General features: G+C 53.6%; 15 protein-coding genes. 12 read left to right on the top strand and 3 right to left on the bottom strand.

Annotated features, from left to right (window positions below; genetic code table 11):
• Nucleotides 1-96 precede the first annotated feature (96 nt).
• From GOV90_RS18055 to GOV90_RS18000, 12 genes are all read left to right on the top strand, one after another.
• Nucleotides 97-1,104, top strand: a complete 1,008-nt coding sequence (locus GOV90_RS18055) for a tripartite tricarboxylate transporter substrate binding protein (RefSeq protein WP_171096422.1) — start codon at nt 97-99, stop codon at nt 1,102-1,104.
• Between the two features lie 57 nt (nt 1,105-1,161).
• On the top strand, nt 1,162-1,911 hold the full coding sequence (locus tag GOV90_RS18050; RefSeq protein WP_171096420.1) for a hypothetical protein: 750 nt from the start codon (nt 1,162-1,164) through the stop codon (nt 1,909-1,911).
• A 4-nt stretch (nt 1,912-1,915) separates the two neighbouring features.
• A complete protein-coding gene (locus tag GOV90_RS18045; protein ID WP_171096419.1) occupies nt 1,916-3,427 on the top strand; it encodes a tripartite tricarboxylate transporter permease in 1,512 nt (503 codons plus the stop codon).
• The gene (locus GOV90_RS18040) at nt 3,427-3,714 is read left to right on the top strand and encodes a putative quinol monooxygenase (protein WP_171096416.1); all 288 of its coding nucleotides are present in this window, start codon (nt 3,427-3,429) and stop codon (nt 3,712-3,714) included. Before GOV90_RS18045 ends, GOV90_RS18040 begins: the two co-directional genes overlap by 1 nt.
• Nucleotides 3,711-4,508: an N-acyl homoserine lactonase family protein gene (locus GOV90_RS18035; protein ID WP_171096414.1), complete on the top strand. Its 798-nt coding sequence runs from the start codon at nt 3,711-3,713 to the stop codon at nt 4,506-4,508. The genes GOV90_RS18040 and GOV90_RS18035 overlap by 4 nt, the downstream gene beginning before the upstream one ends.
• Nucleotides 4,505-5,782 carry a 3-oxo-tetronate kinase gene (gene otnK, locus GOV90_RS18030; protein ID WP_171096412.1) on the top strand — a complete coding sequence of 426 codons (1,278 nt, stop codon included), beginning with the start codon at nt 4,505-4,507 and terminating at the stop codon, nt 5,780-5,782. The genes GOV90_RS18035 and otnK overlap by 4 nt, the downstream gene beginning before the upstream one ends.
• Complete coding sequence (gene otnC / locus GOV90_RS18025; RefSeq protein WP_171096410.1) at nt 5,779-6,420, top strand: 3-oxo-tetronate 4-phosphate decarboxylase; 642 nt, start codon at nt 5,779-5,781, stop codon at nt 6,418-6,420. Before otnK ends, otnC begins: the two co-directional genes overlap by 4 nt.
• A 453-nt stretch (nt 6,421-6,873) precedes the next feature.
• Entirely contained in the window at nt 6,874-7,377 is a 504-nt protein-coding gene (locus GOV90_RS18020; RefSeq protein ID WP_171096408.1) for an aggregation factor core, read from the top strand.
• A gap of 13 nt (nt 7,378-7,390) precedes the next feature.
• Nucleotides 7,391-7,843, top strand: a complete 453-nt coding sequence (locus GOV90_RS18015; RefSeq protein WP_171096406.1) for a TspO/MBR family protein — start codon at nt 7,391-7,393, stop codon at nt 7,841-7,843.
• A gap of 11 nt (nt 7,844-7,854) precedes the next feature.
• Nucleotides 7,855-8,409 (top strand): CIA30 family protein, encoded by a 555-nt coding sequence (locus GOV90_RS18010; protein ID WP_171096404.1) that lies wholly within the window; start codon nt 7,855-7,857, stop codon nt 8,407-8,409.
• 125 nt (nt 8,410-8,534) lie between these two features.
• A complete protein-coding gene (locus tag GOV90_RS18005) occupies nt 8,535-9,707 on the top strand; it encodes an adenylate/guanylate cyclase domain-containing protein (RefSeq protein ID WP_171096402.1) in 1,173 nt (390 codons plus the stop codon).
• 47 nt (nt 9,708-9,754) lie between these two features.
• Complete coding sequence (locus GOV90_RS18000; RefSeq protein ID WP_256367982.1) at nt 9,755-10,522, top strand: hypothetical protein; 768 nt, start codon at nt 9,755-9,757, stop codon at nt 10,520-10,522.
• 37 nt (nt 10,523-10,559) lie between these two features.
• Here GOV90_RS18000 and GOV90_RS17995 read toward each other — a convergent pair whose 3' ends face one another.
• The 3 genes from GOV90_RS17995 to GOV90_RS17985 all read right to left on the bottom strand — a co-directional run.
• A complete protein-coding gene (locus GOV90_RS17995) occupies nt 10,560-11,009 on the bottom strand; it encodes a MarR family winged helix-turn-helix transcriptional regulator (RefSeq protein WP_171096400.1) in 450 nt (149 codons plus the stop codon).
• Nucleotides 10,999-12,099, bottom strand: coding sequence for a nitroreductase family protein (locus GOV90_RS17990; protein ID WP_171096398.1), 1,101 nt, complete (start codon nt 12,097-12,099; stop codon nt 10,999-11,001). The genes GOV90_RS17995 and GOV90_RS17990 overlap by 11 nt, the downstream gene beginning before the upstream one ends.
• A 215-nt stretch (nt 12,100-12,314) precedes the next feature.
• The coding region (locus tag GOV90_RS17985; protein WP_171096396.1) for an FCD domain-containing protein at nt 12,315-12,656 on the bottom strand (342 nt) is incomplete at its 5' end.

Below are 12,656 nucleotides of genomic sequence, written 5' to 3'. Positions count from 1 at the left end.
TAGCAGCTTTCACTACAGTCCGTTGACAATGCATTCTTTAATGTATACGCAAATAAATGCAATAATAAACGCGAAGCTGTTTGGGAGGACTTGGAAATGAAACTAAAGCTAGGGCGGTTGGCGGCCGCAGCCGTGATGGCGACCGGGATCGCAGGCGCAGCTGCTGCACAGGATTATCCCTATCGCGATATCACTACAGCTGTGGTCTGGGGGGCCGGAGGTGGCACGGATACGATCAACCGAATGATCATGGCCGAGATGGAAAAACACCTTCCGGTCTCGATCAATGTGATCAATCAAACAGGTGGTGTCGCAGGCTCCAACGGGATGGTCTATGTCATGAACCAACCAGACGATGGTTATACATTGGTTGGTCTGTCAGAGTCGAACGTCACCGCTGCTGTGCAAGGTGGTTGGGATAAGAAATTTGATTTTTGGTATCCGTTCATCGTTGGCGGATCACCTGATCTGATCTCGGTTCCGGCGGAGAGTCCTTACAATACTCTGGAAGAACTGGTTGACGCTGCGAAAGCTGCTCCTGGGACTATTCCGGCTGCGGCTTCCGGCGCAGGTTCGATCCACCACTTGAACCTTCTGGCCATCGAAAAAGGATCCGGTGCAGAATTCAAGTTTGTTCCATACAAAGGCTCAGCGCCCGGGCAGGAAGCAGCGATAGCGGGTGAAGTTGCGTTGGTTGTGACTTCTCTAGCTGAACAGGCTCCGTTGATCGAAGGCGGTCAACTTAAACCGCTCGCGATGTTGACGCCCGAAGATGCGCAGATTGCAGGAGTTACGGTGCCATCTGCCTTTGGCATCTATGACGGTCTCGACCAATATTTGCCGCTCAAACAGGCCATCGGTTTTGCAGTTCACAGTTCAGCCGGGGACGACGTAAAGGCCGCGCTTGGTGATGCCTTCGAGCAGGCGATTGCGTCCGATACCGTCGCTGAATGGGCCTCTGCAAACAATTATGATGTCGGTGGTCAACACGGCGAAGAAGCTCAAGAGCTGTTTGCGAACCTCGAAGCTACCTTTGCCTATACCTTGCAAGATCTGGGCGCAGCGACCGTCGACCCGGCGTCGCTGGGTATCGAGAAGCCATAATCCGATCACTTTTGAAAGGGCGCGCCTGATCGCGCCCTTTCCGACAAGAGGCAGGCAATGGACAAACCTGACGATACACTGATCATGCGGGCGCGCGATTTTTGGGCATCGATTGGTCTGATAGCAATTTCCACCTTTTTCCTTTGGAAGACGTCGGACATCCCGCTTTGGGGTGAAAACCGCGCAGGTGTAAGTGGATCTGATTGGTACAACTCGGCTGCAATTGTACCGCTGTCCATCTTCGGTGGATTGCTTGGCTTGTCCTTCGTCTTGCTGGCTATTTCGATCCGTTCAGGTGGAGCCCAAAACGCGCTCAGTGCTTTGGGGATCGGATGGGATAAGTCGGAAGCCTATCGAGCATCAGCAATCGGCCTGATGCTTCTTGCATATGTCGTCGGACTGGTCCCCAGAGTGGACTTCATACTGTGTTCTGGGTTGCTGATTACAGCTTTGACTTACGGCTACTACGGTGGTCATGCACGGCGTGCTTTGGTGGCCTGTGTCGCAGTTGTCGTCGCCGGTTTGTTTGCGTTCGCCGCGTTTCCTGCTCAGGCGGATTGGAATGCACACGGTGATGATTGGTTCACACTGGCCTTGTGGGTCGCGTTAACACTAGTGGTGTTGACCAAAGCGGCTTCCGAACGCGTTTTGCGGTTCGTTCCATTGGTGGCAATACTTGCACCGCTCATCCTCGTTTGTGCGATGGCCTTTGTTTTTCGGCAGAACGTGCCCGCGCGCGGCGGGCTGATCTTCAAGCAAATCGAATACCACTACTACGTGACGCTTCGTCCGCTATGGAAAGATTGACCGGATGGACTTTATTCTTTCGCAACTGGCTGGATTTGGGGCTGCATTCGTGGGCCTGGCAGTGGACCCGCTGACCTATCTGTATTTGATTGCATCCGTGTTCCTGGGCATCACGTTCGGCGCATTGCCCGGCCTTACGGCAACCCTGGCCGTGACGATCCTGACGGGTTTCTTCGGCAACAAAATCCCGCTCGACTATTCTCTCATCGCATTGCTCGGGGCCTATGTCGGCGCGATTTACGGCGGCTCTTACCCGTCTATTTTGCTGAACATTCCGGGCACCGCAGCCAGCGCGGCGACGGCAATGGATGGCTACCCTCTGGCCAAAGCGGGTCGAGGGGGCGAAGCACTGGGACTGACCACGACGGCCAGTTTCATTGGCACAGTTATCGGGACCATTACGCTTTTGATTTTTGTCTGGGCGCTGCTTTTGGTTTCAAAGAACATCGCAAGCCCGGAGAAAGCACTGCTGGCCCTGTTCGGCATTCTGCTTTCTGGCACTTTGATGAGCGAAGACCTAGTGATTAAGGGATGGATCGCCGGTCTGATCGGGCTTGCGATGTCCATGGTGGGGCTTGACCCTCTGTTGTCTGAACCGCGCTATACCTTCGGCTGGTCTTACCTGATGAGCGGGTTTCAGGTCGTGCCAGTATTGATGGGGGCCTTTGCCATTCCCCAAATCATTGACGGCTTGAGGCACGTTGAGGCCGGGAAAGTTCTGGCCCTGAAAGGCCGTATTTTTCCGAACCTTAGCTCTATTCGGCGCTACCTGCCCACCATTGGCCGGTCAGCGGTGATTGGGACCGGGGTAGGAGCGCTTCCCGGCGTGGGCGAAGATGTCGCCGGTTGGGTCAGCTACGGTGTCGGCAAGACTGTATCTGCCGACGGCGACAAGTTTGGAAAAGGGTCATTGGAAGGTCTGCTGTGTTCGGAGACTGCAAACAACGCCTGTATTGGTGGCGCTCTGATCCCGCTTTTGGTTTTGGGCATTCCCGGTTCACCACCCGCTGCGGCTTTGATGGGGGCCTTCAAGATCAACAACGTGATCCCGGGCCCCACGATAGACCCCGAGATCATTCTGCGCGTGGTTGCAATCCTGGTGCTGGCGTCACTGACGATGTTCCTTATGGGGCTTTTCACTGCTCGGGTATTTATCAAAATACTTGCCATCCCGCAGACCATCTTCTTGCCCGTCGTTATGGTTCTGACAACGATTGGGTCTTTCAGCGTCGGCGGCGGCATCAATGATCTTTACCTGATGCTTGGCGTCGGCGCCGTTGCCTATTTCATGAACCTCATGAAGTACCCAATCGCGCCGTTGGTGATCGGGGTTATTCTGGGAAGTCTGTTTGACGAAACCTTCCGCCGGTCACTGTTTCTGTCGGATGGGGATCTTTCGGTCTTCTTTTCTAGGCCTGGTGCGGCCATTCTGCTGATGCTCAACATTGGTCTGATCCTCAGCCAACTGCCCGTTGCGAAACGCGTTTTCTCACGCCTAAAAGGAATTTCAGTCTGATGTTTGCGGTTACTGTCACCTTCACTCTCAAGCCCGGTAACAGAGATATCTTCTTGCCGCTTATGGTCGAAAACGCTTCAACCTCTTTACGTGAAGAAATCGGATGCCAGCAGTTTGACGTTTGTCTCGGCGACGATCCTGAGACAGTTTTTCTCTATGAGGTTTATGATGACAGCGTGGCGTTCTCTGCCCACCTAGAAAGCGCGCATTTTCAGTCCTTTGATACGGCAGTGGCTGATATGATCGCCACCAAGGTGGTTCACCAATTCTCCGAGGTCATCCGATGAACGATTGGGAAATCCATGCCGTGAAATACGCGGATCGCAACGCCCGGACTCGAGCTGACAGTTTCATCATCGATGATAATCACGACGCGCCTCATGCGATGGATTACTTCGTTTGGGTGCTCAAACGCGGCAACAAAGTCATTCTGGTCGATACTGGTTACGACTCCGATGAGGCAGCCGCTCGTGGTCGTCCCATCGCGATGGACCCTCGCGAGGCTCTAAGCCCTTTAGACATTGTGCCAGGAGCTGTGACTGAGGTCATCGTGACCCACCTTCACTATGACCATGCAGGGGGGCTGCATATGTTCCCTAACGCGAAGTTGCACATGCAGTCGGCGGAAATGGCCTTCGCTACAGGTCCATGCATGTGCCACGATCACCTGCGTGCGCCTTTCACGGCTGGCCATGTCTGCGAGGTCGTAAAGCGTCTCTATTCGGGCAAAGTCGTCTTCTACGACGGAGAAGCCGAGATTGCAGATGGGGTCACGGTGCACTGCATCGGAGGGCATTCGCGCGGGTTGCAATGCGTGCGCGTAAGAACGGCGGCCGGGTGGATGGTACTCGCCTCTGATGCTTCGCATTATTACGAGAATTTCATGGCGCGCAAAGCCTTTCCTATCGTCGTCGACCTGCAAGACATGATGGATGGTTTCGAGACACTCGAGAGGTTGGCTTCGCATCCTAGGCTTATCGTGCCCGGCCACGATCCGCTTGTGCGTGCGGTATTTCCCGTAGGCGCGGCACCGCATATCCATAGGCTGGATCCAGGGCCGATGCGGGACATTGAACTATGAAAATCGGTGTCATAGCGGACGACTTCACTGGTGCGAGTGATATTGCGAACACCTTGACGAAGGGCGTTGAGCCGGAGGGTGGATTACGAACGGCTCAGTTCCCAAGTATTCCAACGACCCCAGCCGACGATGAGATCGAAGCGGGTGTGATCTCACTCAAGAGCCGCAACGCACCGACTGAGGAAGCGGTAGCGGACAGCTTGCGGGCCCTGCGGTGGCTTAAGGATCAAGGATGCAAGCAGTTCATCTTCAAGTATTGCTCGACCTTTGATTCCACGATGGAGGGAAATATCGGTCCCGTTGCGGAAGCGTTGGCCAAAGAACTGGGCGCGCAAAAAGTGATTTTCTGCCCGACCTTTCCAACCACGGGTCGCACTGTTTATCACGGCCATCTTTTTGTGCTCGGCAAGCCGTTGAACGAGTCCGGGATGGAAAACCACCCACTTACTCCGATGACGGATCCCAATATCAGGCGATGGTTGCAGCATCAGACCGAAGAAGCGGTTGGGCTGGTGTCAATTGACTCCGTGAAGCAAGGATCGGAGGCGATTGCTGCTGCTTTGCAGAACGCCGACGAACGCTTTGTAATCGGCGATGCGATTTCGGACGAAGATTTGCTGGCCTGGGGCGAGGCTCTGAAGGATGCCAAGCTCATTACCGGGGGGTCCGGGATAGCATTGGGTCTACCCAGAAACTTCGTCAGAAAAGCTTCCTCCAAAAGAGGTGGCAGTGCGTTCACTGGTTTCGCAGGACCTGCCGCGATACTTGCAGGATCATGTTCAGGTGCGACACGCGGGCAGATCGATGTTCATGCGGAATTCAATCCAACCTTCGCCATTGATGTTCCGGCTGTCATGTCCGGGGATGTGAACACGCAAACGCTTCTGGATTTCTTTAAAAAGCATTCAGGTGAGACCCCCCTCGCTTACTCATCAGGAAGCCCGGAAGAGGTGCGCGCGATCCAAAGTCAATTCGGTCAGGAAGCTGTGGCGGAAAAGCTGGACAATCTCTTTGCTGAAACTGCCCGGGAACTTGTCCAAACGGGCTATAAGCGCCTTGTCGTTGCCGGAGGGGAGACGTCGGGAGCTGTCGCCAAGGTCGTATCTGAGGCACTGGGGTCTCCTGCCATGTCAATTGGTCCAGAGATCGACCCGGGCGTACCTGTCCTGAGCGTCGGAAAAACTGAACCCATTGCGCTGGCTCTAAAATCTGGAAACTTTGGCGCTTCGGACTTTTTCGCGAAGGCGCTCAGAATGATGGAGGCAGGCAAATGAGTTCGGATGAGTCGGCTTTGCGGCAGCAGATGTCAGAGCTATGCGCCTCGCTGTTTGTGCGTGGATTTTCCGTCGGCACTGCGGGCAATGTCTCGGCACGTCTTGATGACGGGATCCTCATGACACCAACCAACTCCACCTTGGGGAATATCGATCCCGAGCGCATCGCCAAGATTGATTTGGATGGGCACCACGTCTCCGGCGACAAGCCGACCAAGGAAGTCTTTCTGCACCAAGCCTTCTATGAGACGCGGCCAGAAGCGGGCGCCGTGGTTCATCTGCATTCGACCTGGGCCACTGCTCTGTCCTGCCTGGAAGACACCGATCCCAATGACTGTATTCCACCGCTTACGCCATACGTGGTGATGCGCGTCGACACGGTCAAACTGGTTCCATACGTCAAGCCGGGTGATCCGAAATCCGGTGATTTGATCCGCGAACTGGGCGGTAAATATGGTGCGGTTCTATTGGCCAATCACGGTCCCGTCGTGTCTGGAAAAGACCTCTTCTCAGCGGTCTGTGCAGCAGAAGAGCTGGAAGAAACGGCCAAGTTGCTCGTGGCAGTGCGTGGTATGCGAACCCGAATGTTGAATGCAGAACAAGTCGCAGACCTCAAGGGAACATTCGGAAGGATTTAATCCGGCACCGAAAATGGGAGTGTGCAAACTTTTGGGCAAATCGTGCAAAGTTGTACGCAAATATCGCGCAGAATTATGGGCAAATTTCAAGGATTTTCTTTAATGAAATCAATGTCGGTAATGCAGCGTTATGCGAGCACCTACAGACCGGTTGAAGAAGATCACGTTATTCTGCATTTGCACCAAATCTGGCCTGATGGTCTCAAGTGCGCAGGGATAGATATTTTTCGCCTGGATGCGACGGGAAGGTCGTCGAGCACTGGGACGTTCTTCAGGAAGTTCCAGCAAACGGCGAGAATGATAATAGCATGTTTTGACTTTACCTTTCTGACGGCGGTGCGTGGAACTTAGATAGGTCTTGTCGGCTGAACCACGAAAGACAAACGGGGTAAGTCTGATCCAAGAAACCCGCCGAAGCGTATCCATCAAGAACCCATTAGGAAGGAGATAAATATGCTCCCGAAGAGTATTGTTGCGGCGACCCTTGGATTATTTTCAGCCACTTCGCTTCAAGCTGGTGTACAAATTCGCTTTATAGAAGGTGCGCCCAAGGACCGTTTTGTTCTGACGAATGTCGGAACGTGCGAAGTAGAAGCCTCAACCCTCAAAATTGACTTGTCGCAATCTGCTGGACGCTTGATTTTCGATGTCACAGAAAAAGGCGCGGGTGTGGAGGTGTTCCAACCTCTTGAATTCGTTGAGGGTGCTGATGCTCTGCGGCAAATTCCTGCGGTCGTGGATGGGCAAGATACAATTGAACTTGAGATTGCCTCCCTCGCAGCCGGGGACAAACTCGCCTTTACCATCGATGTAGATGACACTATCGGGCAACGCGAAATCACCGTAACGGGGTCGGAGATCGAAGGCGCCACGGTGTCTTATACTGATGCGGATAAGACCAGTACGGCGACCTTTTCTTCTGAAGCGCTTGTTAACGTGACGACCAAGGACTGCTGAAAGCTATCCTACAATGTCGAACTGGTTGATCCGCATAGCATTCCTTGCGCTTGTGGTGGGCGGCGGCATCCTGATCGGGACACTGACTGCACCTGGCGAATGGTACGCGCAGCTTTCTAAACCGGCTTTCAATCCACCAAATTGGATTTTTGGGCCGGTTTGGTCGGTGCTATATGTTTTGATCGCTATGGTTGGTTGGCGTCAGTTTGAAACAGACCGCGGCTCGACCGCCATGAAGATGTGGTGGGCGCAGATGGGTCTGAACTTTTTGTGGTCCCCAACCTTTTTCGTACTGCAACTGCCATGGTTTGCCTTTGTCGTCATTGTCGCGTTGTTGGCTGTCATCGTCATGTTCATAGCTCAGGTCAGGACTTCAGATCGGGTTTCCGCACTGGCCTTCCTGCCGTATTTTGTATGGGTCGCATTTGCCACGGCACTGAACCTTTCCATTGCGATACTGAATTGAGAAGGATCGATATGCGTGCCAACTTCATTGGGCTTGTTTCAGGTTTTGTTATCATCGGATGCATGATGGCTCAGGCTGATGGAAAATTAACGGAAGACTTCTCCAAGTCTCCAGAGACGCGTTGGGACTACGTTGCCGACACCGTAATGGGAGGAGTTTCTTCAGGGCAGGTGCAGTTTCGTTCGGAAGGTAATGTTGCATTCGCGCGGCTGACCGGAACTGTGAGTACAGTAAACAACGGCGGCTTCATCCAGTTCCGACGCAAGTTGCCTGATCGGCCCGGTACGGGTGTATCAGGCGTCAGGCTATTGGTCCGGGGGAACGGCGAGCAATACTTCGTCCACCTTAGAACACGTGGCACGGTGCTTCCGTGGCAATACTATCAGGCCGCGTTTGCAACTTCTAACGAATGGACAGAAATCTATTTGCCTCTGTCAGGCTTCAAGGCTTCAGGTGCCATGTTACGCGCTACTCCCGTTGCAGACGCAATCACCTCAGTTGGAGTTGTAGCCTACGGGCGCGATCACGAGGCCAGCGTAGACGTCAGCGAGATTGGTTTCTACTGAAGGTCGCCCGGACGCAACGCTCCAATCTTCGTTGAACCAGCCAGATCAGGCGATCCCAAAAAAGCAAGCGACGTTGTCAATCCAATAGTCTTTGCTCATCCTTTGCAAACGATTAACTTGGGTCCATGGAAGAAGTCACTCGACTAACCGAATGGATGATTACAGAAGGTCGCCGCTCCGGCGATCCCGTAAAGGTGGTGTCACAGTTTTGTTCCTCCTTGGTCGAAGCCGGAGTTCCGCTGTGGCGAGTAAACATTGGCCAGCGCTTTGCCAATCCATTGCTTATTGCTTGGGGCGTGGTTTGGACGCCCAACGGCACCGACAGCTACGATGTCACCCATGAGACGACGTTGACGGATGGTTATGTTGGGAGCTCATTTGAGTATATTCTGGCGAATAGAAAGCCGCTTCACAAAAGTCTTCGGCAACTGGACTCAGAAACAGAGCATTCATCCTATTTGGAATTTGCAGAGCAAGGCGGCACCGACTACTACGCTACTTTGCTTTATTACGGAGATGGATCGCTGCATGGTTGCACGTTCATTACACAGGCGCCGGATGGATTCTCGCCGAAACATCTAAGGCTGATTGAAGCGGTCTTACCGGCCCTTTCTTGCGCTTTGGAACCTGTGACAATGCGAAAATCGTCTAAAGGTCTACTTCGAACCTATTTAGGAGATGGACCTTCCGAGGCAGTCTGGAGCGGCAACATCAAGCGCGGTGAGCGAACAACTCTAGATGCCGTGGTTATGTTCTCTGATCTGCGAGGCTTTACGGCACTTTCCGAAACCTCTGCGGAAGAAGAAGTCTTCGACACGCTCAGCGACTATTTTGATCTGGTGGTCAAAGCCGTAGAAGACAACGGAGGAGACGTCCTCAAGTTCATGGGTGATGGCATCCTGTCGATCTTCACTATTGAAGCTCAAAAAAACCATGCCGACCGTTGCAGAATGGCGGCTCTTGCAGCGCAGAGTGTGCTGAGTGGTTTGAACGCTCTCAACACTAGACGAGACGAGTTCCAAAAACCGCCCTTGGACATTGGAATTGGGATCAACGTTGGGCAGGTCAGCTACGGTAACATCGGTAGCCCCGGCAGGCTTGATTTTACGGTTTTGGGTGGTGCGGTGAACGTCGCGAGCCGAATTGAAAACTTAACAAAATCAATTGGTCAGAGAGTGTTGGCGACGTTAGCCATTGCAAGTGCTGCACCGAACATGTTCGTTAGCTGTGGGGATCACGAAATACGTGGCCTTGCTCAGCCTATTGAGCTGTTCTTTCTCACTGAAGGGGCGCAATAATCAAGTATAGTTTTTTAAAACAACATGCCTTTTCGGGAGCATCTTGAGTGTTTGTGAGGATCATTGCTTTATTGTTCTTTGCTGTGCCTACCTCGGCCATGGCATTGCAGCTTCGCGAAACTGGGCGCTACGAGCTCAATCAGCCCGCAAGTCTTGACTACGATCCGACGTTTTGTGGGTTGTGGATTGCGAACGAGGGGCCCGAAGCAATTCTCGTTACATTGCAAGGGGATGAGTTGCGCCGAATATCCAGCGACCTCTTTCGGATCAAAGCAATTGCTGTTGAAGGGGACCACTTGTTGCTGGGTGATGGTCTCGGCAGTCTTCAACGTGTCACCAAGGATGGATCACCCCTGGGAGCGCCTTTCGAATTGGAAGGCGGGTTCGCGGATACGGAAGGAATTGCAATCAACGCCGCAGGACAGATCGTGACTGTCGAGGATGACCCTGAACGGTTGTCCTGGTTCACCACCGAGGGCACTCTGGCGGCGAGATTGGACACCATGAAGCTCTCTCCGCCCTTGAGCGAGGCGCAGGGCATCGCGATTGACCCGCGTACCGGCCACATGTTGATTGTTGATGATTGGGAAGGGTCAAACAGCTTGTATGAGTTCACGGCAGATGGCCAACTGCTCGCTCAGCAAAGCTTGTTGGAGTTCGGAACCGACCCAGAAGGCATCGCCATTAGACCGGGATCCAACCAACTGTTCGTTGCATTCGATGGCGGCGCGAAGATTGTGACATTTGACTACACGCCCACCTTGCCAGAAGGATCACCGCCGCTGCCGCCGGGCGCGGATTGCATGATGTTCTGAGAGCTTTTCTGTTTGCTTGGGTCGACGCAGGTTTCCGCTAGTCGCGTTCACTGTCCAAAGTTTCGCGAATGAGCGCCAGATTAGGCAAAGACTCATGAAACGGTTTGGGCCCGAGTTCGGACAACATCGGACCAAGAGCTGTCGACATCCGATCCATACAAGTTTTCAGAAACTCTGCGCCATGCGGCGTCGACCGGGCAATTTTCGAACGCTTGTCCTTTGGGTTGGTCTCAAGAGTGATCAAGTTATGATTTTCAAGGCTGGCGAGCATATGCGTCATCGAAGTCTTGGGCACCTGAAACGCGTTTGAGAGTTGCAGCGGGGTTTCCCCTTCGGGACGCCGTACCAGATGGCCCAAAATTCCAAATTGGGTCGCCGTCATTCGACCAGGTAAGAACGCTTCAAGCTTGGTCGAGATCAACTGATTGATGATCCCGACCTCGGTGAAGAACCGGTAGACTTCGTTGGTCTCATCTTCAGGCTTCATTCAGAATTCGTGTCTCCAGCGGCCAGCGGGGTGTGGCAATCGGTTCAGACCCATACCCCAAACGCAACAACATTTGCACCGTGTGGCCCGGTGACGCAAGAAGCTCATGCGCGAGAGCGTATTCATCGGCCATCTCAGGATACTCCTGAAGGGCCTGACTGACCGGATGTACGCCCAGGCCCATTTCGGTTGTCTTCAAGTAAAACCGCATCAATTGACGACCGGCATCAAGTTGATCGCTTCGCGTGTTTGTGGCTGTCGTGAGGACTGCGTATTGCGGCGTCGCGTCGAGCATGGCGAAGTAGCCTCGCATGTGTGACTGAGTGCCTGGGTGGTCAACGTTCATCAGGGTCTCGTTGTCCAATAGGCCGGTAAGTCGCAACGTTTCCAGCATGGGATCGCGTAATTCAATCCCGTCCGGGTTGGCGTTGATTTCTGCTTTCCCGATCCGCATCAGGTCGACGGATTCTTTCAAGGTCTGCGGGGTTCGCATTTCGATTTCGAAAGCGCGTTTCGTGAGGTCTCGAATACGGGTCACCAAATCTTCATCGGTAATCAGGGTGGCGTAGTTTTCAAGGACCGACACTTCCGTCTCGGACAGCCGCTGTTCAGTGTACGGTTCCTTGTTTGAATGTCGGTTGAGGATTTGATCTGAGAGTGGATCGGGTGCTCCGCCAGGAACGAACACTGCTTCTGCGATGGGTCCGTCATCTCCATCGGGCAGTAACGTGACCTCGGTATCAAATCCCTGCGCACCTGCTGCCAGTACCATCGTCTCAACAAATGCACCGAGACCAATATAGAGCTGGCGGTGGTAAGGATCGGTTTCCGGAAGCTCGCGATCAGGATCACGGTGGATGCGCACCTTGTCTTGCCCAACGAACTCGACCAGCCAAGGTTGCAAGTTGTGTGGATTGGGGGCGAGAATCGCGTAGGACAAAGCAGCCTTGCGTGGGTCGTTATACGGTTTTGGCGTCCACGGAGCCAACGCTTCATGCGGCGTGCGTGTAGCGAGGAACGCGACCGCGCCCGTTGCCGCCAGAATTGTGCCTCCGCCTAGAATCTTGAGAAAACGTCTTCGATTTGGCATCTTGAGTCTCCGCTAGTACAATATCGAACTAAATTAATTCGAAATCGTACTATTACAACCCCAATTGATGCAGTGATTGGTCGAGTGATTTGAAAAAAGAATATTAGAGCCGCCGGACGCAACCGCCGATTACCGCGGTGGACAAGTACTGGGGGCGCCTTTGGTGCCGAAAAGAAGCAGTTATTTTAGTTGATTAACGACTGGATGCGAGAAGATCAGAGGCTGTTGAGTCGGTGCTTCTCTAGTATCCCGCAAAGCATAGCCTGTGCTTGCAGCCTGTGTGTTCGATGTCGTTCACGGGCGGCATCCGGTCGACCTTCACTAATCGCTTGGAAAACAACCCGATGATCTTCATTGGATTTGACGGGCAGGGGCCTGATGAACAACGTCGTTGCGCGTGCGCGGCGTACCTGGTCGCTCATCATGGCAACAATCGCTTCGACCCGTTTGTTGCCGCCCAACCGAACGAGCTCCTGATGAAACGACTCGTCGGCCTCGGCCCAGGCTTCAAGGTCTTCGGCTTCGATGGCTTGGTCCATCTTCGCAATTGATCCAGC

Source organism: Ruegeria sp. HKCCA5929 (genome assembly GCF_013034525.1).
In the GTDB taxonomy this organism is placed as follows: Bacteria; Pseudomonadota; Alphaproteobacteria; order Rhodobacterales; family Rhodobacteraceae; genus Ruegeria.
The sequence above is the reverse complement of the archived record's forward strand: the minus strand, read 5'-3'. Positions and strand labels throughout refer to the sequence as shown.

Coding starts and splice junctions, on each gene's coding strand:
- GOV90_RS17995 (WP_171096400.1), bottom strand. CDS start 11,009: ATGAAGCCTGAAGATGAGACCAACGAAGTCTACCGGTTCTTCACCGAG.
- GOV90_RS18040 (WP_171096416.1), top strand. CDS start 3,427: ATGTTTGCGGTTACTGTCACCTTCACTCTCAAGCCCGGTAACAGAGAT.
- GOV90_RS18035 (WP_171096414.1), top strand. CDS start 3,711: ATGAACGATTGGGAAATCCATGCCGTGAAATACGCGGATCGCAACGCC.
- GOV90_RS18055 (WP_171096422.1), top strand. CDS start 97: ATGAAACTAAAGCTAGGGCGGTTGGCGGCCGCAGCCGTGATGGCGACC.
- GOV90_RS18020 (WP_171096408.1), top strand. CDS start 6,874: ATGCTCCCGAAGAGTATTGTTGCGGCGACCCTTGGATTATTTTCAGCC.
- GOV90_RS18005 (WP_171096402.1), top strand. CDS start 8,535: ATGGAAGAAGTCACTCGACTAACCGAATGGATGATTACAGAAGGTCGC.
- otnC (WP_171096410.1), top strand. CDS start 5,779: ATGAGTTCGGATGAGTCGGCTTTGCGGCAGCAGATGTCAGAGCTATGC.
- otnK (WP_171096412.1), top strand. CDS start 4,505: ATGAAAATCGGTGTCATAGCGGACGACTTCACTGGTGCGAGTGATATT.
- GOV90_RS18045 (WP_171096419.1), top strand. CDS start 1,916: ATGGACTTTATTCTTTCGCAACTGGCTGGATTTGGGGCTGCATTCGTG.
- GOV90_RS18010 (WP_171096404.1), top strand. CDS start 7,855: ATGCGTGCCAACTTCATTGGGCTTGTTTCAGGTTTTGTTATCATCGGA.
- GOV90_RS18050 (WP_171096420.1), top strand. CDS start 1,162: ATGGACAAACCTGACGATACACTGATCATGCGGGCGCGCGATTTTTGG.
- GOV90_RS18015 (WP_171096406.1), top strand. CDS start 7,391: ATGTCGAACTGGTTGATCCGCATAGCATTCCTTGCGCTTGTGGTGGGC.
- GOV90_RS17990 (WP_171096398.1), bottom strand. CDS start 12,099: ATGCCAAATCGAAGACGTTTTCTCAAGATTCTAGGCGGAGGCACAATT.